The following is a 20,136-nucleotide window of genomic DNA, read 5'->3' on the forward strand; positions in this document are numbered from 1 at the left end:
CGGGTCGATAACTTGAAGTCTCCAGAAACAATAGGAGACATTAAAGTGTCAGATACAACTGTAGAAAAACGCGCATACACAGAACAAGAAACCGCGGTTTATATTGGTATGAGCCGCTCCTTCCTCCGCCAAGCCAGAATGGAAGGGCCACGTAAAAACCGCACTATTGCCCCTCCTTTTATTAAAATTGGTCGGGCTGTTCGTTATCTGAAAGAAGATTTAGATCGATGGCTGGATAGCCATACGAAACGGGATCACCTTGCTATGGGAGGTGATTGCTATGCCTAATTTAACTGAAGAGCAAAAGCGTTTGCTAGTGTGGATGGGTATAGGACAAACGTTTAAGGTTTGTTCTGATTACGGGCCAATGAAAGGCTCAACATTACCCAAAACGCGGCTACCTATCCGGTTATTTCAAAGTAGCATTGAGAAACTGTATCAGGCAGGGTTAATCACATATGAACCCAAGAATTGCTATGGTCAGCGGTGGGATGAGTTTTCACTGACTCCAAAAGGAAAGGAGGTTGCATGCAAAGTTGCATAGACCTCTCTCAAGTAGAACGTGATGATCAGGCCTTTGTTCAGCAAAGGCTTTCTTGCTTTCCGGTAGAAATCCAGTCATTGCTATTACGTGAATACCTGTCGAAACCAACCAAATTTGAGCGTAATACTTATTTGCGAACCACTGTAGAACAGATAGTAGATTGTAACGGTCAACTAAAATTGGAGACTGTTTTAGGCAGTTTTTTGTAAATTTATCTCATATTGCACAGGCGATATATTCCCCAACCGATAATGTTTTCGTTTTTGATTGTAGAATGGTTCTATGTAGTCAATGATATCAGCAATCGCTTGGTGACGTGTTTCGTACCGTCGATAATTGACTCGTTCTGATTTTAGGCTCCTGAAAAAACGTTCTGTTACCGCATTGTCCAGGCAATTTCCTGCACGGCTCATACTGGATTCAATGCCGTATTCTTTCAGCGTCCGTTGAAAAGAATCACTGGTATATTGGCATCCCTGATCAGAATGAAATACCACTTTGTCCTGAATTCGTCTTTTCTGTACTGCAAGCCGTAATATTCTCATTGTTAATTCGCTATTAGGCTTATCTGAAAATGCCCAACTAAGCACCCGACGAGAACATAAATCCATTACAACGGCTAAATATAGCCAACCTTGCCCTGTTCTGATGAACGTAATATCACCAGACCAATAGTGGTTGATGGCCTCCGGATTAAACTGACGATTCAGTCGGTTTGGTGCAATAACTGAAGGTTTTCCACCTATTGGATAACGATGCTGTTTAGGGCGCTTGGCAACAAGATTCAAACGTTTCATCCAACGGCGAACCTTTTCAATCCCCAGAGTAAATCCCATGTCCAAAAGCTCTGACAACATCCTGCGTTTACCATATGTTGCGTCCATGTCATGATGGATTTGCTTCATTGCAGCTTCCAGTCGAACGCGCTCAGCATCAATCGTTTTCGGTCTGAGGCGATGGTAAAATGTACTGGCAGCTATCGATAAACAACGGCATATTTGCTGAACATGATACCCAGCCTTCTTCAGGTTTAGCGCGATTTGTTGCCGTTGTTCATTTCCATAGCGAAGAAGGCTTTTTTTAATAGCTGGTTATCACTCTGAAGCTGCTTAACCTGTTTTTCCAGCTCTTGAATTCGTTGTTGTTCCGGAGTGAGTGCAGCAGGTTTCGGCGTTTCTCCTCGCTGCTCTTTGCGATATTGTGTAACCCAGCGTTGAATCGAAGATAATCCCACCCCCATAGCTTGAGCTGCGTCTTTATGTTTGTGACCGTGAACGACAACAAGTTCGACACATTCACGCTTAAATTCTGAAGAAATAGGTTTTGGCATTTTGACCTCATTAGTTGTATCGAATAATACCTCTAACTAGGTCTCCAAGATAAGTCTACCGTTACACATGATTGAAAAAGATGTTGCGATGATCTCTTGAATCTACAGCAGCCTTTTTTACAATTTCTAGCTCTTCTGCTTACTCAGCCAACTGCCTTTTGAGTTTGGCAACCTCTGCGGCTAGCTCTTGCTCTCGCTGACTCGTATTGGTGTCTTTCTTCGAGTTCTTCCGCCACCCATAGATTTGAGATTCATGTAAAGAAAGCTGTCTTGCTGCGGCAGCTACTCCGACTTTCTCTGCTAGCTTCAGAGTTTCTGCTTTAAATTCAGGGGAATGTTTAATTCTAGTTTTCTTAGTTGTCATTGTTCACCTCATTAGTGATTGTACTCACTTAACTCAGTGTCCAAAACTGCTGGTGCGGATCAAACTTTTTCCCATTTCGGTTCATATATGGATCTATTTTTGGTAATGTATTATTGGCTAGTAGTGAGGGCGAAGCTAATACCTATATAGCAGTAAGTAAAAATACAAGTAAAATTAGTAGTTCATTAAGGGCATAATAATGACAAAAAAAAAGGTATGTATAGTAATCGGTAACGGTTTTACTATAGATTTTTTGAGCTACATCGCAAAGGATAATTCGTCTATATGGGAGAAAATTGACACTTCCAATTTATTTTCATTTGGCTCTGATTTGAAGTGGCCTAGAAACTCTCATCCAGGGTTTCTGTCTTTAAAAAATACACCATATTTATGGTCTCTAGGCGCTAGACCTTATCTTGATTCTAATAAATCAATGGAAATTATTGAACAGATCGTAACGAGTGCAAATGTTTTCTCTTTAAAGGGGGTGAGTGAGATTTCTGATGAACAGAGATACTTGCTAGCATATAAAGAATTAGTTTATTACTTGAAATATTTGTTTGTTCATTATAATAACCAGATATCAGAAATTCCAGATAATATTTTTGATTGGGAGTGGTCAAAATTCTTATTAAATCTTAATAACAATGATGATATTAATGAAGTATCTATCATTACTTATAACTATGATATATGGTTAGAAAGAGTATTAAATAAAATTGGGATTTCTTTTAATTTACCTCCAATGATTAATGGTCAGGAAAAAACAAAATTTAAAATTTTCAAACCTCATGGATCTATTAGTTTTAAGCATGAAACAGATCGAGATATAAGTGCATTTGAAGTAAACTATAATGATCTTCATTCTGATTGTGCGGCCGATGATATACAAATAGAATATGATGAGTTATGGACAAATAATACCGCTGTTTTTCTTATTCCACCGGCAGGAGATTCAAATAGGTCTACTAATAATCTAAATGTTTGCGTAAGAAATTTATATGAAGAAAAATTAAAAAACTATGGAAAAAATGACTTGGTTATCGTTTGTGGTCTATCATATTGGCATGTTGATAGAACTGAAATCGACAGTTTATTAATTGGGCCTAATAACGACACTAACTTAATTAATATAAACCCATGTGTAAATCAAGAGCTTGAGTCCGTTATGAATAGTTTATTTAAGAACTATGTGCACTTCAATTCTAGTAAAACACTAAAGGATGTTGTTTTATGAGTATAAAATTAACTAGAAAGTCGAATACAATGACAATATCTTCATTCCATGAAGGATTCTTACTCAATAAATTTAACATGGATCCAGAGTACCAAAGAAAGAGTATATGGAGTGCAGAACAGCAATCACTATTAATTGATAGTATTTTGAAAAATATACCAATTCCTCCTGTTTTCCTAAGGGAATTTATCGATAAAGATGGTAAAACACAATATGAGGTTATTGATGGTAAGCAAAGACTTACTGCCATTATTGATTTTATTAATGGTGAGGTTGATACATCTGATGACCTTGATGATCCATTATATGATGAAAATATCGCTGGGGTTAATTTTTTAACATTAAAATCTGATGAGTTCTTTGAGGACTATCTTGATGATTTTTGGAGTTACCCAATTCCTATTGAGTATATTAAAACAAAAGATGATTCAGTAGTTGACCGAATTTTTGATAGATTAAATAGAAGTGGAGAGAAATTAAGTGGTCAGGAATTACGTCAAGCAAGTTATTATAACTCTAAGCTAATACAGTTAGCATATAAACTATCTAAGCATAAATATTGGTCTAGAGTGTTATGTTCAACAGATAAGCAAAGAATGGAAGATATTGAACTTATTTCTGAGTTTATTTTCCTTATAATTGAAGGTAAAGAATTAAACTCTACAGATAAAGAACTTGATATTTTATATAAAAAATACGCAAGAAACACGAAAGATGTTCAGTGGTCTAATGTGGAAAATAAATTTAATGAAATAACGGAATTCTTAGTTTCTCTAGACTTAGACCTTGACCTTTTAAGAATTTCAGGAGTAAGTCATTTATATGGTTTGTTTTCATTTTCTTATCATTGTCTTTTAAAAGATAAAACCTATGACCAGGTAAAATCTAAAGTGCATGATTTTTATAAAATATATAAAAATAAAAATTTTAATGATAATAGTTGTCAATCAGAGTATAAGAAAAGCATGCAAAACTCGACTAGAGGCAAGTCTCAAAGACGTCGTCGTCGTCAAGCTCTACAGGATTATTGTTCATAAGAAATCTGGTGTATAGCTATCTTTTGCTAAAGTAAAGAAAGAGCCCGAACAAAAATTATTGATAGGGCTCTATAATATGGTGAAAGTTTTAATTAGTTGGTAGCCTATGTTGAATGAATCAAATTAAGCCATTTTTCATCTCTATCAGGGCGAGCATCATCAGTAATCCAACAGTCAATCATGCTAAGTTTGTTTCGTTCCCACGCTCCGCGTGGTGATGCATACCTGACTAAAACCTACCACGCCCGGCAAATATCAATGAGCCCGGCTTCACCTTCATAATCACGAGCACTGGAATATTGCCAATGCCAAGCTTGATCAATATAGCCTCGTGTAACGGATTTTGGTGAATATAATCAACCTTCTGATACATCATTTCTTGGCTCTGAATCAGTTGCGGGTGTACGCCTTCCTGCCAGAATTGATACGCGCGATCACTCTTATGAACCTTTTTATAAAACAGTAACTGATCTAAAACGGTCCTGGCATTATGCTCGGTTAAGTACAAGATTAACCTCCTGGCCGTATAGGACTTGAAGGGGGTAATATCTTTGCCTAGATGCTCACTTTGAATAATCATGTGCATATGATTTTCTAAAATCACGTAGGCGTAGACCTTTAAGCCCTCTCCCATTAAAAATGTCAGTGAATCCAGAAGAATACCCACTGTCTGTGGACGAGTAAAAACAGGTATCCAGTGTAAAACTGTCAGGGTAACAAAGTGAGGCACATTCTGTTGCGTAATTCTGTAGCGGCTTCTTCCCATATTTTCTCCCTGTTGATTAAGCGGTATTTAGACTTGATTATGCATTTTTAACTGGGAGAAAAAATCGAAAAACATATACTTTGTGTGACACTTCTGATCAAAGGTATGCATTACCACGCAGGAGCGTGGGAACGAGGGTAAAAACTATTTAGAAATCGTATATCGGCATTTCGGAAATCCAGAGCATCCATAAAACTGTTTTCCTGCATTGGTGCCTTTTCGGGCTGTGCGTAGAACCATTGGTGAATTGCAGTGAGGGCAGGTTAGTCGCTCTTGTTCTTGCGTCTGTGCGGTACTGGGCTTCTTCTGTATGGGGTTGGAATTGTCCGGGGTATCTGTTTGCTTGGCTTGATGCAGAAGTTGTAACAGCAAATCCCCTTGAATAAGCTCAAATTTTTTATCTTGAGCAAACCTTTGAGCGTCTAGCGTAAACTCGCCAGAAGTGACCACAATCATTTTTTCTGCTTGCCTGTCCAGTAGTACACCGTAAAGTTCTCTGAGGACTTTCACGCCCACTTTTCGGGCTTTCCAGTGCTTACACTGAACCAGACTAACCTTGTCATCTTTGATTAACTCAATATCGACACCACCATCGGGAGAATGATCTAAATTTTGCTTTACCTTGTATCCCTGTTGCCGGTAATACTCCCCTACAAGCCCCTCAAACTGTATCCAGCTCAAGGAAGCAATATCTTCTCTAGTCGAGGTTACATCATAGTTGTGTCGAAGCCTGAAGCTTTTTAAAAACGAAAATGGGGCAGGGAGTAATAAAACCATTGAAGCAATAGGAGCAAATGTTTCCAGCCCTTGAGATATTCCATCGTTGAACATTTGGGCAATAGCATTGTCGTTGTGTGGGATTAGTGCAGGGATAAGAGTGCTCAATGCAAAATAGGTGAATGCGGAGAGTAGTACACTGACCCACCACGGATAATCGAGGAGAGCTCTTAACAAGGATGGATTTCTTCTAGCCATAACTTAACCATTTTGTTTTTAGGTTATTTAACCACTTAGCTTATCAGTATGAAAGTGATTTTATAGGTGGGAATGGTAGGATTGCTATAAATACTGTGTAGCAGAAAGTTGCTATAAATATGCTATAAATAGATTTCTAACAAAAAGGCCTGAGAAGCGAAAATGCTCTCAGGCCTTGGTATATCTGGTGGCCCCTCCCAGACTTGAACTGGGGACCAATCGATTATGAGTCGACTGCTCTAACCACTGAGCTAAGGGGCCGGATAGGTCGATGATTATAGGTGATGCTTGGCGGACTGTCCAGATGTGGGGTAGGGCAATTGCGCTTAGTTTTTATCCACTTAAATCATTTTGATTAAAAAAGGTGAGCAAGTGCTCACCTTTTAACCTGATAACCTTGTCGTTTACTCGTCAAGGAAGCTGCGCAGGGTTTCTGAGCGGCTTGGATGACGCAACTTACGTAGTGCTTTGGCTTCGATCTGACGGATACGTTCCCGGGTTACATCGAATTGTTTTCCGACCTCTTCCAGAGTGTGATCTGTGTTCATGTCGATACCGAAACGCATACGCAGTACTTTCGCTTCACGTGGAGTCAGGCCGGCCAGTACATCTTTGGTTGCCAGTTTCAGGCTGGTGGCTGTAGCTGAGTCCAGAGGCAGTTCCAGAGTGGTATCCTCGATAAAATCACCCAGATGCGAATCTTCATCGTCACCAATAGGGGTTTCCATCGAGATTGGCTCTTTCGCGATTTTCAGCACCTTACGTATCTTGTCTTCCGGCATCTGCATACGTTCTGCCAGTTCTTCTGGAAGTGGTTCACGACCCATCTCCTGAAGCATCTGGCGGGAGATACGGTTCAGTTTATTGATGGTTTCGATCATGTGTACCGGAATACGGATAGTACGTGCCTGATCGGCGATAGAGCGGGTGATCGCCTGACGGATCCACCAGGTAGCATAAGTGGAGAACTTATAACCACGACGGTATTCAAACTTATCTACTGCTTTCATCAGGCCGATGTTACCTTCCTGAATCAGATCCAGGAACTGCAGACCACGGTTGGTGTATTTTTTCGCAATAGAGATAACAAGACGCAGGTTAGCTTCAACCATCTCTTTTTTCGCCCGGCGGGCTTTTGCTTCCCCGATGGACATACGGCGGCTGATATCTTTAATATCCTGAACTGGAAGCGAGGTTTCATCTTCAATCACTTTCAGTTTCTGAATGCTGCGACGGATTTCTTCTTCATTACGCTTGATTTTTTCTGCGTATGGTTTGTCAGAAGCCAGAATTTCATCCAGCCAGGCTTCAGAAGATTCATTGCCCGTAAACAGCGATACAAAAGATTTCTTCGGCATCTTGCTATACTCTACGCACTGACGCATGATCAGACGTTCCTGAGTACGAACACGATCCATGGATGTGCGCAGTTCGTTAACCAGATAGTCAAACTGTTTCGGCAGCAGGCGGAACTCTTTAAAGACTTCTGTGACGCCTTCAATTGCCTGCTGAGCCTGCTTACTTTCCCGGCCATGTTCATTGATAACCAGTTGCAGATCCTGATAAGTTGAGCGAAGTACAGTAAATTTCTCCAGTGCGACTTCCGGATCGATACCTGTTTCTTCTTCTACTTCGTTATCATTATCGTTATCTTCGTCATCATCGTCGTCGTCCAGATCATCGTCTTCATCGTCAAGATCTGTCTCTGAAAGCTCAGAACCGATATGGGTTGCTGTCGGAGCGGATGTATCTTCATCGTTCGGATCAACAAAACCGGAAATAAGATCGGTCAGACGCAATTCTTCAGCCTGAACTTTGTCAAACTGTTCAAGGATGTAAGGGATAGTTCCCGGATACTCTGCAACGGAACATTGAACTTGGTTAATACCATCTTCAATGCGTTTTGCGATATCAATTTCGCCTTCCCGAGTCAGCAGTTCAACGGTACCCATTTCACGCATGTACATGCGAACCGGGTCGGTTGTACGGCCAATTTCACTTTCAACGCTGGAAAGGGCGGCAGCGGCTGCTTCAGCAGCATCTTCATCGGTGATGACGTTATCATCGTTAAGTGACATCTCATCTGCATCAGGTGCAGTTTCAACGACTTTGATACCCATGTCGTTGATCATTTGAATGATGTCTTCTACCTGTTCAGAATCTACGATTTCTGCCGGCAGGTGGTCGTTTACTTCGGCGTAGGTCAGATAGCCTTGTTCCTTGCCTTTGATAACAAGCAACTTTAGCTGTGACTGCGGATTTTGATCCATAGACGATATCCAACTTCAGGTCTGAGTGATGTGTAGGAATGCGAAATGCAAACCACCAATTATAACAAATCAAATAACGCTTGACTACGAATCAGGGTTACGCTTTTAAGTCTAGCATTAACGCTAGCAGCTCCCTTTTCTCGTCGGCTGATAAACCGATGCTTCTCTCTTTCGCTTGCAGTGCTTCAATTTGTTTTTCAATACACTGAGCAATTACATTATCCAGTGCATCAAGAAAAATATCTTGTTCGTTAGCTTCGTCCTGCAGTGGGATTTCCCATGCAGCAAGACGGGAAAGTAACTTTTCATTGTTACTGTTTCGCCAGTGCTCCAGCAGTTGGCCTGTGGTGATATGGGGGCTAATTCGGCACTTATCAACCACATCAAGTAATAAACTTAGTCCCGGAAGTGCGATTTCGCTAACACTATTTAAATCTGGCACCTGTTCCACATAAGCCGGGTTTTGTATTAGCAGGGCGATGACTTCCCGCATCGGAGTCCGTTTTATTTCCCTGTGAGGTTTTGGGGGCGCAGCTGTTTCAGTTTTCGTGTTTTTACTCAGTGCTCCCTGAACCTGATCGGAACTCAGACCAGTTCTCAGGCTAAGCTCCTGCCATAAGTATAGTTTTAATGACTCATCCCGTACGGAATTAATGAGTGGTTCTGCCAGATGGATAACCCTGAAACGGCCTTCCCGGCTGCTGTTGTCAACCACCCGTGCCATCAGCCCGTTAAACAGGAAATCAGTCAGTGGAATGGCTGAGGCGACTTGCTCTTCAAAAGCATCTTTTCCGAAATTTCTGATATAGGAATCAGGATCCTCCCCATCGGGCAGGAACATAAATTTGAGCGTTTTATTGCCGTTCAGGTAACCGAGGGCGTTTTCCATTGCGCGCCATGCGGCTTCCCGGCCTGCATTGTCCCCATCATAACAGCAGACGACAGTATTGGTCTGACGGAACAGCAACTGCAGATGATCACCTGTTGTTGAGGTGCCCAGTGAAGCAACAGAGTAATCAACACCATATTGTGCCAGTGCGACCACATCCATATAGCCTTCAACAACCAGTACCTGTTTTGGTTCGCGGTAGGTCTGCAGCACTTCGAACAGACCATACAGTTCTTTACCTTTGTGGAATACGGGGGTTTCCGGTGAGTTAAGATATTTGGGCGTCCCTTCGCCAAGAACCCGTCCACCAAAACCGATAACTCGTCCGCGTCGATCCCGGATGGGAAACATAATACGTCCGCGGAAACGGTCATAGCGGTTACCTTTATCGTTTTCGATCAGCATACCGCCGCTGACCAGCATATCTTGAATGTCTTTCTGCTGGCCGAAATTTTTGCGCACACAGTCCCATTCGTCAGGGACATAACCGATACCGAATTTCTGGACTATTTCACCGGAAAGGCCGCGCCCTTTCAGATAATCAATTGCATGAGTGTTAGTGCTTACTTTTAACTGAGAACGGTAATATTGGGCGATACTACCCAGCAGATCATACAGGCTGCGTTTTTCCTGACTGCTGGCTTGTGGGGCGTTATTAAATGTACCGCTGCTGCTTTGTTCTCTTGGCACCTGAAGACCGACTCCGGAAGCCAGCTCTTCAATTGCTTCTACAAATTCAAGCCGGTCAAATTCCATAAGGAAGTCGATGGCATTACCGTGTGCGCCGCAACCAAAGCAGTGATAGAACTGTTTTTCCTGACTGACAGAAAAGGAAGGGGTCTTTTCGTTGTGAAAAGGGCAGCAGGCGCCGTAGTTTTTCCCTTGTTTTTTCAGTTTCACCCGTGCGTCCACGATGTCGACAATATCGACCCGTGCAAGGAGATCATCAATAAAATTGCGGGGAATACGACCAGCCATAGGCTCGCTTCTTCTTGTATTAATTTACAATCAGCAGGTACAAACAAGCCGTGCATACCTTGAGATAGCACGGCTTGCTGAAACTTGGGCGGGTATTAAGCCAGTTTAGCTTTCACTAATCCGCTGACTTTACCCATATCTGCGCGTCCCTGAATTTGTGGTTTAAGCACAGCCATTACTTTACCCATGTCCTGCATGCCCGCGGCTCCGGAATCGGCAATTGCTGTATCAATCAGCGCAGCCACTTCTTCGTCTGTCAGCGGTTGAGGCATAAATTCCCCAAGTACGGTAATTTCGGCCTGCTCTGCATCAGCTAAATCCTGACGGCCAGCAGATTCATATTGAGCGACAGAATCGCGACGTTGTTTGACCATTTTAGTCAGCACAGCAATGATATCGTCGTCGGTCAGAGTGATCTTTTCGTCAACTTCACGTTGCTTAATTGCTGAAAGAGCCAAACGAATAGTGCCAAGGCGCGGTTTGTCCTTGGCTTTCATCGCAGATTTTTGCTCTTCTTTGAGTTGTTCAATAAGAGCCATAACTAAATACCTTTATGGATTCAGTTATTAGTACAGGCGAACGCGACGAGCGTTTTCACGAGCAAGCTTCTTAGCGTGACGCTTCTGAGCTGCTGCTTTAGCGCGTTTGCGAACTGTAGTAGGTTTTTCATAGTGCTCGCGACGGCGAACTTCAGAAAGGATACCTGCTTTTTCGCAAGAGCGTTTGAAACGACGTAGTGCAACGTCGAACGGTTCGTTTTCACGTACTTTAACTACTGGCATATGCCTTTCACCTCAGGGGTTATTCGTTAATGCTGGTATCATTCATACCGATTCGATGTCGAACGGTCTTTAACCAGCTTGATCAAAAATGGTGCCGAATTTTAATCCGATCCCATCCCTTTTGTAAAGCATTATCGTGGTCAAATTTTCTGGAATTAGGTAATATTGCGCCAAATTTATTAAGCAGAAGGCGTGCAGAGAAAGATATGCGCATATTAGGTATTGAGACATCCTGTGATGAAACCGGGGTTGCTATTTACGATGATGAGAAAGGATTGCTTGCACATCAGTTATATAGCCAGATTAAGCTGCATGCAGATTATGGTGGTGTGGTGCCGGAGCTGGCTTCCCGCGACCATGTGAAAAAGACGATTCCGCTGATTAAAGCCGCACTGAAGGACGCGGGCTTAACCAGGGAAGACATCGATGGAATTGCCTATACAGCCGGACCAGGTTTGGTGGGGGCTTTGATGGTTGGGGCAACTATTGGTCGTAGTATTGCTTATGCCTGGAATGTACCGGCTGTACCTGTCCACCATATGGAAGGACATCTGTTGGCACCTATGCTTGAAGACACACCGCCACCGTTTCCATTTATTGCCCTACTCGTTTCCGGTGGCCATACCATGATTGTGGAAGTGAAAGGCATTGGTGAGTATCAGATCCTCGGAGAGTCGATCGATGATGCGGCGGGAGAAGCTTTCGATAAAACGGCAAAACTGATGGGGCTGGATTATCCGGGCGGACCTTTGCTGTCGCGTCTGGCGGAAAAAGGGACTCCGGGGCGCTTTACGTTCCCGCGTCCGATGACGGATCGTCCCGGTCTGGATATGAGTTTTTCCGGATTAAAGACTTTTGCAGCCAATACCATTGCGGCAAATGAGAACGATGAGCAGACCCGTGCTGATATCGCGTATGCGTTTCAGGAGGCTGTCTGTGCGACACTGGCGATAAAGTGTAAGAGGGCCTTGCAGCAGACAGGGATGAAACGCATTGTGATTGCTGGTGGTGTTAGTGCAAATAAGCAGTTGCGTGCGGAACTGGAAGGACTGGCGAAGAAAATCGGTGGTGAAGTGTATTATCCGCGTACCGAATTTTGTACTGATAATGGGGCGATGATCGCGTATGCCGGAATGCAGCGGCTGAAAAATGGTGAAACGTCAGATTTGTCCGTGCTGGCACAGCCAAGATGGCCGATTGATCAATTAAAGCCAGTAAAGTGAGTTAATCCCCACTCTCCAGTTTTTTATGGCCTATCTTGGGTTCGCTTCCATCATACAAACGGCGGATATTTTTATGGTGCCTGAGAATAATCAGGCAGCATAGCATGGCGACAGGTAAGGTAAACTGCGGTCTGACCAGCCAGGTATAAAATGGGGCGAGCAGAGCTGTGATCAGCGCTGAGAGCGAAGAATAGCGAGAGAGAATAGCAGTAGTCAGCCAGGTAAGTGCCAGCATACCGGTAAGATCCCAGCCAATTGGGGCAATGGCTCCGATTGCGGTTGCCACGCCTTTTCCTCCTTTGAAACGGAAAAACACCGGAAACATGTGTCCGAGACAGGCGGCGATAGCAATCAGACCGAGTACCAGAGCATCAATACCCAGATAATAACTCATCCAGACAGGGACGGCGCCTTTCAGCATATCGCACAACAATACGGTAATAGCGGCTCCTTTGCCGCCAATGCGAAGAACGTTCGTGGCTCCGGGGTTATTGGATCCTTGGGATCTTGGATCCGGCAGTTTGCAGAGACGGCAGACCAGAACGGCACTCGATACCGAGCCCAGAAGGTAAGCGGTAATAAGCATAACAAGTACAACTGGAGTCATATATCTCCTATGTTCTGTCAGGTTAGACGGTCTGGAAATCCGATACGTTTTTAGTGTATGCGCAAAAGTGATACAGAATAAGAATATTTCTTTGTTATGATAGCGCACTTCTACAGCCGGGAATTGCTGTATTTTCAATACTACGTGTTTTTCAGAGAGATGGGGATCCGACCTCTGCTTTAGGGATATTATGGATAAAGTATTTATAGAACAACTGGAAGTAATTACCACTATTGGTGTTTATGACTGGGAGCAGGAAATAAAACAGAAGCTGATTCTGGATATCGAAATGGCACATGATAATCGTCCTGCAGGTAAAAGTGACGATGTAGCTGATGCACTGGATTATGCTCAGGTCTGTCAGGCTGTATTAGAGCATATTGAGCATGGCCGATTTTTGTTGGTAGAACGTGTAGCAGAAGAAGTGGCGGAACTACTTATGTCACGCTTTTCTGTGCCTCAGGTCTGGATTCGCCTGACAAAGCCGGGGGCAGTTCCCCAGGCTCGGGGTGTGGGTGTGGTTATCGAAAGACAACGTTCATGACAACCGTATACGTTGGGGTCGGCAGCAATATAGAGCGGGAGAAGCATATTAAAGCGGCTTTTAACGCATTGGCTTCGGTTGCAACAAGACTACGAGCATCTACTGTCTACGAATGTGACCCGGTCGGATTTGACAGCCATCCTTTCTACAATTTGGTGCTTGAGCTGGAAACGGATTTGTCGTTACCGGCATTTTCACATTTCTTACGCAGAACGGAAATAAAATGGGGGCGGGAGGAACAAGCACAGAAATATCAGGATCGTACTCTGGATCTGGATATTGTTCTGTTTGGTGAGCTGGTTTCTGATGCTCACCCTCAGTTACCAAGAAGTGATATTTTTAAATTTCCATTTGTGATTCAGCCATTATATGAGCTGTGTCCGGAGCGTATTGTTCCCGGAGATGGCCGGACAATAAAACAGATATGGCAACAAGTGGGTCGTTATGACACTTTGTCCCCAGTGGACATTTCTTTAACAACGGAAAAATAATAATGAATTACTTTGAAGCGTTTGTATTGGCTTTGATTCAGGGATTAACTGAATTCCTGCCGATTTCCAGTTCGGCACACCTTATTCTTCCTTCAGCAATTCTTGGCTGGGAAGATCAGGGGCTGGCATTTGATGTTGCTGTGCATGTTGGTACACTGGCTGCCGTGGTGATCTATTTCCGCAAAGAAGTAGTAACCCTTTTCTCTGCTTTGCTAGGCTCGATATTTAAAGGTGAGTGCAGCAAAGAATCTAAACTGGCCTGGATGATTGTTCTGGCAACGATTCCTGCCTGTGTATTCGGTTTCCTGATGAAAGATATCGTGGAACTGTATCTGCGCAGCGCCTGGGTAATTGCAACCACCACGGTTGTATTTGCTCTTCTGCTCTGGTGGGTGGATAAAACATCTAACCTGAATGATTCGGAATATAGTACAGACTGGAAAAAATCGTTGTTTATCGGTATTGCGCAGGCACTGGCTGTGATCCCTGGAACCTCCCGTTCTGGTGCGACAATCACAGCGGCTCTTTATCTGGGCTTTACCCGAGAAGCCGCTGCCCGATTTTCGTTTCTGATGTCAATTCCAATCATTGCACTGGCGGGGAGTTATCTTGGTTTAAAACTGGTTACCGGTACAGAGCCGGTACATATAGGATTTCTGCTGACAGGTATTATTACTTCGTTTATCAGTGCCTATTTGTGTATTTACCTGTTTCTGAAACTGATCTCCCGGATGGGGATGATGCCGTTTGTGATCTACCGGCTGATTCTGGGATTTGGGTTGTTTGGGTATCTGTTGATGGGTAATTAATTGATTTTATAAAAACAAAACCATTCCCACGCAGAGAGTGGGAATGGTTAATCTTCAAGTTTTCTTCCTTTAGAATTCTTCTGTTTCCAGCTCTTTCAGTAACTGAAAAATTTCCCGTGAGGCTTTAGGCGGTTTACTGCCTTTTTTCTCCCGGTTGGCCTGCAGATAGAGCTGACGCAGGCGCTGGCGATCAGCTTGTGGATAGGTTGCCATGACATCGTTAATGGCACTATCACCTTCTTCAATGATCCGTTCCCTTAACTGCTCAAGTTTGTGCAGTACCGCTGTAGCCTGAGAGTGTTTATTTCTCAGCTTGTCCAGCGCTGCCTGAATCGGTTCTGGGTCGATATTACGCATCAGACGGCCGATATACTGCAATTGGCGGCGTCTGGCTTCATTCTTAAAGCGTTGGGCATCCCTGACAGCATCGAACAGTTCTTCCGGAAGAGAGAATTTTTCCAGTACAGCTGGTTTCAGCTCAACCAGCTCTTCGCCAATTTTTTGCAGATCGTCCATATCATGCTTCATCTCGGTTTTACTAACCCAGATGATCTCTTCTTCCTCTTCCCACGGGGCTTTCTGATTTTTTCTTGCCATTAATTATGTCTCATAGTGATCGGGTGTACGGGATTTGCCTCAGCGAATCCAGTTTATAGCACTATTTTAGCAAGATTTATGGGGAGAAAGCGAAATCCTTGTTATCCTAGAGCTATCGAATTGAAAAGATTAGAACCGCTATGAAAGTAAAACAGCAGATCGCTCAGCAGAGAACTGAGCTTGAAGATGCAGTCAGTAAGGCTCTGGAGCTGGCAATCGGTACTGCGGATGCCGCAGAAGTGGCGATTACCAAGACGACAGGTATCAGTGTTTCTACCCGCATGTGCGAGGTGGAAAATGTGGAATTCAACAGTGATGGGGCGTTGGGTATCACGGTTTATCGCGGACAGCGTAAGGGCAGCGCATCAACATCCGATTTGAGTGAAAAAGCGATCCGGCTGGCGGTAGAAGCTGCGCTGGATATTGCCAGATATACGTCGGAAGATCCATGTGCTGGCCCAGCGCCGAAAGAACTGATGGTGAAAGAGGTTCCTGATTTGGATCTGTTTTATCCGGATGAGCCGGAACCGGATCGGGCCGCTGAAATGGCAATCCGGGCTGAAAGAGTTGCTCTTGAATACAGTGATAAGATCAAACACAGCGATGGAGCCAGCTACGACAGTCATTACGGTCTGAAGGTTTATGGTAACAGCCACGGTTTGATAGCCAGTTATCCTTCCAGCCGTCACAGCATCAGTTGTGTTGTGATTGGTGAAGGCAGTAACGGGGTTATGGAAAGGGATTACAGCTATAGTGTTGCCCGTTGTCGTGATGATTTGTGGACACCGGAAAGTGTTGGCTTGAAAGCCGCGGAGAAGACGGTGAACCGGTTGGATGCGCGTAAGATTCAGACGGGTCAGTTTCCGGTAATGTTTCTGGCTGATGTTGCAACCGGATTGCTCGGGCATTTGGTGCAGGGGATCAGTGGTGGCAATCTTTACCGTAAATCGTCTTTTTTGCTGGATAAGCTGGGTGAACCGATTTTACCTGCCTGGTTTAATCTTGATGAAAAGCCACATGTGTTGCGTGGCTTAGCATCCAGTCCGTTTGACAGTGAAGGGCTGGAGACGCGGGATCGCAGAATTATTACGGATGGTGTTCTGTCTACTTATCTGTTGACCAGTTATGCAGCACGTAAGATGAACATGACTCCGACCGGTCATGCTGGTGGTATCCATAACTGGTATGTAGGTTCTACCGGACAGGATTTTGAACAGATGCTGAAAGAACTGGGCACAGGTCTTCTGGTTACTGAACTGATGGGGCAGGGAGTCAATATTGTGACGGGTGATTATTCTCGCGGTGCTGCAGGCTTCTGGGTCGAAAATGGTCAGATCCAGTATCCGGTGTCAGAAATCACCATTGCTGGTAATCTTGCGGATATGTTCCGGAAGATTGTGGCTGTCGGGACAGATACGGAAACCCGTTCGCAGATTCAGACAGGTTCGATTTTGATTGAGTCAATGAAGGTGGCCGGGGAATAAGGAATAGCTGCATACCGGATGGTTTTTATCATATAGACATTCCCACGCAGAAAGCGTGGGAATGGAAATTCTGTTTTGGTTAGGTCATTAACAGCGTAGCCAGACCCAAAAATACTGAAAGCCCTATCACATCAGTGACTGTAGTTAAGGCCATTCCACCGGCCAGAGCCGGGTCGATCTTCATTTTTTTCAGCATAACCGGAATAAACACACCAGCAATACCTGCGACGATCAAGTTTGTCATCATTGCGGCAGATATGATCCCTCCCAGCATCCAGTTTCCTTTCCAGATAATGACAATACCACCGATCAACAGTGCCCAGAGTATACCGTTCAGCAGACCGACAGCCGCTTCTTTCAGCAGCAGTTCACGCTTGTTACTGTCACCGATATGACCCAAAGCCAGCCCCCGGATCACCAGAGCAACGGTCTGGTTACCAGCAACCCCGCCCATGGAAGGAACGATAGTCATCAGTACTGCAATCGCCGCCATTTTATCCAGTGTTGCTTCAAACATATTAGAGACGGATGCTGCTGCCAGAGCGGCCAGAACATTAGCTCCCAGCCAGACACTACGGCGACGGGCGGATTTAAAGACAGGCGCGAATGTATCTTCATCATCATCCATACCAGCCAGGCTCATCATCGAATGGCTGGCATTTTCCCGGATAATGTCCACGACGTCATCGATGGTGATACGGCCGACCAGTTGCTGATTTTCATCCACCACAGGAGCAGATATCCAGTCTCGTCGTTCGAACAGGCTGGCCACATCGGTATCGCTGGTATCTACTAGAATAGCTTCATCAGCATCATCCATCACTTCACTGACCTGCACATCAGGCTGAGTGGTGAGTAGCGTTGTTAGGGAAAGGTGACCGATTAGGCAGCTGTTTTCATCAATGACGTACAGGGCATCAGTGGCTTCAGGAAGGTCACCTTTCATTCTCAGGTAGCGCAGTACAACGTCAATATCCACATCTCCGCGGATAGTTGTTACGTCGGTATTCATTATACCGCCGGCAGTATCCTCCGGATAAGAAAGGGCAGCTTCGATACGTGCCCTGTCGGCGGCATCCATCTGCTCCAGTACACCACGGGACAGATCATCAGGCAGGCTCCGCAGTACATAAGCAAGGTCATCGGTGTCCATGCCTTCGGTGGCTTCTGCCAGTTTTTCCGGAGCCATTGTGGAGACAATGGCATCTTTGACGTCTTCATTCAGTTCATCAAGGATTTCACCATAATCTTCCGGGTCAGTCAGCTGCCAGAGCACACTCCGGACTTTACGGGGTGAAGATTCGAGCAGGTGGGCAATATCTTCCGGCTCCATGTCCTGAAGCTGACGTCGGGCATGGACAAAGCGGCCGTTATCAAGGGCTTCGCTGATCTCCTGGAGGGTTTCATGAGATTGTTGAGCTTGCTCGAGTTCCTGTGGCTCTGCCATCCTCTATCCTCCTGAGCTGAAATAAGTTGTTATTGCTGAGCTGAATACTAACTTAATTTTATACCTTATTTAATAACTTCTTATGACGAAAGGTAAAATAATCCGCAGATTGGGGAGGAATTATTCGTCTTCTTCGAATCTTGCTTCGATAAGCTCACATACGGCATTCAGGGCGGGACCTGCTTCCGGACCTTCAGCTGTTACAGTGACATATTGTCCCTGCGCAGATTCCAGCATAAGCAGCCCCATAACACTGTCTGCGGTCATGGCTCTGTTTTCTTCATTACTGACCGTCAGGATGGCATCGTAACTCTGTGCCAGTTCAACCAGCTTTACGGCTGCTCTGGCATGCAGGCCCAAACGGTTGCGGATTAAAACTTTGCGACTGCAATCCATGTTCTATCCCTCGTTAAGGAAGCTGCTCGTTCAGCGAATTGTGCCGGATATGTACCTGTTTTCCCTGTCCTTTAAAATGTTCACCCAGTTTCTGGGTAAGGTAGACAGAGCGGTGTTTTCCGCCAGTACAACCGATGGCAACGGTCAGATAACTGCGGTTATTTTTTTCTAACATAGGTAGCCACTTATCAATAAAATTCTGGATATCCTGTTTTAGCTCTGTAACTTCCGGGTAGCTCTCCAGAAATTCATGGATAGGGGTATCCAGTCCGGTGAGAGGGCGCAGATTCGGTTCCCAGTGTGGATTCGGCAGAAAACGTACGTCAAAAATATAATCGGCATCACTGGGCAGACCGAATTTAAATCCGAAGGATTCGAAGACGATGACCAATTCCTGACTTTCCCGTCCCAAAACCCGCATACGAACCGTTTCACTCAGTTCGTGCAGGGAACGGTTACTGCTATCGATAACCAGATCGGCCTGTTCTTTCAGGGCGGAAAGTTGCCGGATTTCCTGTTCGATAGCCTGAGCCAGAGAGAGCTTATCTTTACCGATAGAAAGTGGGTGAATTCGCCGAGTTTCACTGTAGCGTTTCAGTAGGGTGTCCTTGCTGGCATCAAGGAAAAAAATGGTGACTTCCAGGCTAGTTTTTAACTGGTTCAGCGTTTGAGTCACGATATCCGGATCATGGGGCAGATTACGGATATCAATGCTGACAGCGACATTCTGCCGGCTGTCCTTTACTGAGTCGACGAACTGGCTGAGCAGACTGACAGGGAGATTATCGACACAGTAATAGCCGAGATCTTCCAATACCCGGAGCGCGACACTTTTTCCGGCTCCGGACTGGCCGCTGATCACTATCAAACGTGAGTGGCCGTTTACCTGTTGGGTATGGATTGGGTTGTCAGGATTCATTTCCATTGATCATTATGTCGAACAGTTCCTGATCACTTTCGGCATGACGGAGTAGCTTGAGAATTTTTTTATCATTCATACGTTCTGCCATACTTGAGAGTGTTTTCAGATGTTCTTTGCATTGGGCATCGGGGACGAGAAGAGCAAAAAGAAGGTCGACCGGGCGGTTGTCGATAGCATCAAATTCGATAGGGTCTTTGCATTGGAGCAGAACCGCAACCGCTTCATCTGTGGATGTCATCCGGGCATGAGGAATGGCGATGCCATTACCGATTCCGGTACTGCCCATTTTTTCTCTGTTGAGCATTGACTCAAACAGTTCTGTGGCATTTTGCCCTGTGTGATCGGCAGCGATCTGGCTGATCATTTCAAGGGCTCGTTTTTTGCTCGTGCACTGGACTGCACTTTTGGTGCAGTCCAGTGAAAGTACTTCGCTAATTTGCATGA

The 20,136-nt window shown here is 44.6% G+C and carries 22 protein-coding genes, 1 tRNA gene and 1 pseudogene; 8 read left to right on the forward strand and 16 right to left on the reverse strand.

The annotated features are described in order from the left end of the window. Positions 1-45 precede the first annotated feature (45 nt). A complete protein-coding gene (locus CSW98_RS12485; RefSeq protein WP_100800819.1) occupies positions 46-288 on the forward strand; it encodes a helix-turn-helix transcriptional regulator in 243 nt (80 codons plus the stop codon). A 447-nt stretch (positions 289-735) separates the two neighbouring features. Here the strand turns inward: CSW98_RS12485 and CSW98_RS12500 are convergent, their stop codons facing one another. From CSW98_RS12500 to CSW98_RS12510, 3 genes and pseudogenes are all read right to left on the reverse strand, one after another. Then, positions 736-1,629 (reverse strand): IS3 family transposase, encoded by an 894-nt coding sequence (locus CSW98_RS12500; RefSeq protein ID WP_157810388.1) that lies wholly within the window; start codon positions 1,627-1,629, stop codon positions 736-738. Continuing rightward, positions 1,575-1,874, reverse strand: a complete 300-nt coding sequence (locus CSW98_RS12505; protein WP_100800822.1) for a transposase — start codon at positions 1,872-1,874, stop codon at positions 1,575-1,577. Before CSW98_RS12505 ends, CSW98_RS12500 begins: the two co-directional genes overlap by 55 nt. Positions 1,875-2,016: 142 nt before the next feature. Then, positions 2,017-2,238: pseudogene (locus CSW98_RS12510) on the reverse strand (transposase); the annotation flags it as partial. 199 nt (positions 2,239-2,437) lie between these two features. Here CSW98_RS12510 and CSW98_RS12515 point away from each other — a divergent pair. Beyond that, positions 2,438-3,475, forward strand: coding sequence for a hypothetical protein (locus CSW98_RS12515; RefSeq protein WP_198517332.1), 1,038 nt, complete (start codon positions 2,438-2,440; stop codon positions 3,473-3,475). Further along, positions 3,472-4,512 (forward strand): DUF262 domain-containing protein, encoded by a 1,041-nt coding sequence (locus CSW98_RS12520; RefSeq protein WP_100800823.1) that lies wholly within the window; start codon positions 3,472-3,474, stop codon positions 4,510-4,512. The genes CSW98_RS12515 and CSW98_RS12520 overlap by 4 nt, the downstream gene beginning before the upstream one ends. Before the next feature lie 229 nt (positions 4,513-4,741). On the opposite strand, the gene CSW98_RS12525 is transcribed toward CSW98_RS12520, so the two are convergent. From CSW98_RS12525 to rpsU, 7 genes are all read right to left on the reverse strand, one after another. After that, positions 4,742-5,278, reverse strand: a complete 537-nt coding sequence (locus tag CSW98_RS12525) for a hypothetical protein (protein ID WP_198517333.1) — start codon at positions 5,276-5,278, stop codon at positions 4,742-4,744. Between the two features lie 144 nt (positions 5,279-5,422). After that, on the reverse strand, positions 5,423-6,253 hold the full coding sequence (locus CSW98_RS12530; RefSeq protein WP_100800824.1) for a restriction endonuclease: 831 nt from the start codon (positions 6,251-6,253) through the stop codon (positions 5,423-5,425). A 185-nt stretch (positions 6,254-6,438) separates the two neighbouring features. Beyond that, positions 6,439-6,514 (reverse strand) — tRNA-Ile (locus CSW98_RS12535). 143 nt (positions 6,515-6,657) lie between these two features. Beyond that, complete coding sequence (rpoD, locus tag CSW98_RS12540) at positions 6,658-8,523, reverse strand: RNA polymerase sigma factor RpoD (protein WP_100800825.1); 1,866 nt, start codon at positions 8,521-8,523, stop codon at positions 6,658-6,660. A 97-nt stretch (positions 8,524-8,620) separates the two neighbouring features. Further along, complete coding sequence (dnaG, locus tag CSW98_RS12545) at positions 8,621-10,390, reverse strand: DNA primase (RefSeq protein WP_100800826.1); 1,770 nt, start codon at positions 10,388-10,390, stop codon at positions 8,621-8,623. A gap of 95 nt (positions 10,391-10,485) precedes the next feature. Then, positions 10,486-10,929, reverse strand: a complete 444-nt coding sequence (locus tag CSW98_RS12550) for a GatB/YqeY domain-containing protein (protein ID WP_100800827.1) — start codon at positions 10,927-10,929, stop codon at positions 10,486-10,488. Positions 10,930-10,956: 27 nt separating this feature from the next. Beyond that, positions 10,957-11,172, reverse strand: coding sequence for a 30S ribosomal protein S21 (rpsU, locus tag CSW98_RS12555; protein ID WP_001145625.1), 216 nt, complete (start codon positions 11,170-11,172; stop codon positions 10,957-10,959). A 206-nt stretch (positions 11,173-11,378) separates the two neighbouring features. Between rpsU and tsaD the strand changes: the two genes are divergently transcribed. After that, positions 11,379-12,395, forward strand: a complete 1,017-nt coding sequence (gene tsaD, locus CSW98_RS12560; RefSeq protein WP_100800828.1) for a tRNA (adenosine(37)-N6)-threonylcarbamoyltransferase complex transferase subunit TsaD — start codon at positions 11,379-11,381, stop codon at positions 12,393-12,395. Between the two features lies 1 nt (position 12,396). Here tsaD and plsY read toward each other — a convergent pair whose 3' ends face one another. Further along, positions 12,397-13,002, reverse strand: a complete 606-nt coding sequence (plsY, locus tag CSW98_RS12565) for a glycerol-3-phosphate 1-O-acyltransferase PlsY (RefSeq protein WP_100800829.1) — start codon at positions 13,000-13,002, stop codon at positions 12,397-12,399. Positions 13,003-13,192: 190 nt separating this feature from the next. Here plsY and folB point away from each other — a divergent pair, with 190 nt between their 5' ends. The 3 genes from folB to CSW98_RS12580 are packed head-to-tail and all read left to right on the forward strand — an operon-like array spanning position 13,193 to position 14,846. Then, complete coding sequence (gene folB, locus CSW98_RS12570) at positions 13,193-13,546, forward strand: dihydroneopterin aldolase (RefSeq protein ID WP_100800830.1); 354 nt, start codon at positions 13,193-13,195, stop codon at positions 13,544-13,546. After that, the gene (folK, locus tag CSW98_RS12575) at positions 13,543-14,037 is read left to right on the forward strand and encodes a 2-amino-4-hydroxy-6-hydroxymethyldihydropteridine diphosphokinase (protein WP_100800831.1); all 495 of its coding nucleotides are present in this window, start codon (positions 13,543-13,545) and stop codon (positions 14,035-14,037) included. Before folB ends, folK begins: the two co-directional genes overlap by 4 nt. A 2-nt stretch (positions 14,038-14,039) precedes the next feature. Further along, positions 14,040-14,846 carry an undecaprenyl-diphosphate phosphatase gene (locus CSW98_RS12580; protein WP_100800832.1) on the forward strand — a complete coding sequence of 269 codons (807 nt, stop codon included), beginning with the start codon at positions 14,040-14,042 and terminating at the stop codon, positions 14,844-14,846. 69 nt (positions 14,847-14,915) lie between these two features. Here CSW98_RS12580 and yjgA read toward each other — a convergent pair whose 3' ends face one another. Continuing rightward, positions 14,916-15,443, reverse strand: coding sequence for a ribosome biogenesis factor YjgA (gene yjgA, locus CSW98_RS12585; RefSeq protein WP_100800833.1), 528 nt, complete (start codon positions 15,441-15,443; stop codon positions 14,916-14,918). A gap of 140 nt (positions 15,444-15,583) precedes the next feature. On the opposite strand from yjgA, the gene pmbA reads away from it, so the two are divergent. Further along, positions 15,584-16,927: a metalloprotease PmbA gene (gene pmbA, locus CSW98_RS12590; RefSeq protein ID WP_100800834.1), complete on the forward strand. Its 1,344-nt coding sequence runs from the start codon at positions 15,584-15,586 to the stop codon at positions 16,925-16,927. Positions 16,928-17,006: 79 nt separating this feature from the next. Here the strand turns inward: pmbA and mgtE are convergent, their stop codons facing one another. The 4 genes from mgtE to ptsN form a co-directional block, all read right to left on the reverse strand. Further along, positions 17,007-18,374, reverse strand: a complete 1,368-nt coding sequence (mgtE, locus tag CSW98_RS12595; RefSeq protein ID WP_100800835.1) for a magnesium transporter — start codon at positions 18,372-18,374, stop codon at positions 17,007-17,009. 120 nt (positions 18,375-18,494) lie between these two features. After that, on the reverse strand, positions 18,495-18,770 hold the full coding sequence (locus CSW98_RS12600) for an HPr family phosphocarrier protein (protein WP_100800836.1): 276 nt from the start codon (positions 18,768-18,770) through the stop codon (positions 18,495-18,497). 13 nt (positions 18,771-18,783) lie between these two features. Further along, the gene (gene rapZ / locus CSW98_RS12605; protein WP_100800922.1) at positions 18,784-19,689 is read right to left on the reverse strand and encodes an RNase adapter RapZ; all 906 of its coding nucleotides are present in this window, start codon (positions 19,687-19,689) and stop codon (positions 18,784-18,786) included. Continuing rightward, positions 19,679-20,134: a PTS IIA-like nitrogen regulatory protein PtsN gene (gene ptsN, locus CSW98_RS12610; RefSeq protein WP_100800837.1), complete on the reverse strand. Its 456-nt coding sequence runs from the start codon at positions 20,132-20,134 to the stop codon at positions 19,679-19,681. The genes rapZ and ptsN overlap by 11 nt, the downstream gene beginning before the upstream one ends. Between the last annotated feature and the right edge of the window lie 2 nt (positions 20,135-20,136).

Source organism: Vibrio sp. HA2012 (assembly GCF_002812955.1).
GTDB lineage: Bacteria > Pseudomonadota > Gammaproteobacteria > Enterobacterales > Vibrionaceae > Vibrio.

Bases quoted from the DNA above. Each gene is read 5' to 3' on its own strand.
- CSW98_RS12525 (WP_198517333.1), bottom strand. From the start codon at position 5,278: ATGGGAAGAAGCCGCTACAGAATTACGCAACAGAATGTGCCTCACTTT.
- CSW98_RS12600 (WP_100800836.1), bottom strand. From the start codon at position 18,770: ATGGATTGCAGTCGCAAAGTTTTAATCCGCAACCGTTTGGGCCTGCAT.
- rpoD (WP_100800825.1), bottom strand. From the start codon at position 8,523: ATGGATCAAAATCCGCAGTCACAGCTAAAGTTGCTTGTTATCAAAGGC.
- CSW98_RS12515 (WP_198517332.1), top strand. From the start codon at position 2,438: ATGACAAAAAAAAAGGTATGTATAGTAATCGGTAACGGTTTTACTATA.
- CSW98_RS12505 (WP_100800822.1), bottom strand. From the start codon at position 1,874: ATGCCAAAACCTATTTCTTCAGAATTTAAGCGTGAATGTGTCGAACTT.
- rapZ (WP_100800922.1), bottom strand. From the start codon at position 19,689: ATGAATCCTGACAACCCAATCCATACCCAACAGGTAAACGGCCACTCA.
- tsaD (WP_100800828.1), top strand. From the start codon at position 11,379: ATGCGCATATTAGGTATTGAGACATCCTGTGATGAAACCGGGGTTGCT.
- rpsU (WP_001145625.1), bottom strand. From the start codon at position 11,172: ATGCCAGTAGTTAAAGTACGTGAAAACGAACCGTTCGACGTTGCACTA.
- CSW98_RS12580 (WP_100800832.1), top strand. From the start codon at position 14,040: ATGAATTACTTTGAAGCGTTTGTATTGGCTTTGATTCAGGGATTAACT.
- ptsN (WP_100800837.1), bottom strand. From the start codon at position 20,134: ATGCAAATTAGCGAAGTACTTTCACTGGACTGCACCAAAAGTGCAGTC.
- CSW98_RS12550 (WP_100800827.1), bottom strand. From the start codon at position 10,929: ATGGCTCTTATTGAACAACTCAAAGAAGAGCAAAAATCTGCGATGAAA.
- folB (WP_100800830.1), top strand. From the start codon at position 13,193: ATGGATAAAGTATTTATAGAACAACTGGAAGTAATTACCACTATTGGT.
- pmbA (WP_100800834.1), top strand. From the start codon at position 15,584: ATGAAAGTAAAACAGCAGATCGCTCAGCAGAGAACTGAGCTTGAAGAT.
- mgtE (WP_100800835.1), bottom strand. From the start codon at position 18,374: ATGGCAGAGCCACAGGAACTCGAGCAAGCTCAACAATCTCATGAAACC.
- folK (WP_100800831.1), top strand. From the start codon at position 13,543: ATGACAACCGTATACGTTGGGGTCGGCAGCAATATAGAGCGGGAGAAG.
- CSW98_RS12520 (WP_100800823.1), top strand. From the start codon at position 3,472: ATGAGTATAAAATTAACTAGAAAGTCGAATACAATGACAATATCTTCA.
- dnaG (WP_100800826.1), bottom strand. From the start codon at position 10,390: ATGGCTGGTCGTATTCCCCGCAATTTTATTGATGATCTCCTTGCACGG.
- CSW98_RS12530 (WP_100800824.1), bottom strand. From the start codon at position 6,253: ATGGCTAGAAGAAATCCATCCTTGTTAAGAGCTCTCCTCGATTATCCG.
- yjgA (WP_100800833.1), bottom strand. From the start codon at position 15,443: ATGGCAAGAAAAAATCAGAAAGCCCCGTGGGAAGAGGAAGAAGAGATC.
- plsY (WP_100800829.1), bottom strand. From the start codon at position 13,002: ATGACTCCAGTTGTACTTGTTATGCTTATTACCGCTTACCTTCTGGGC.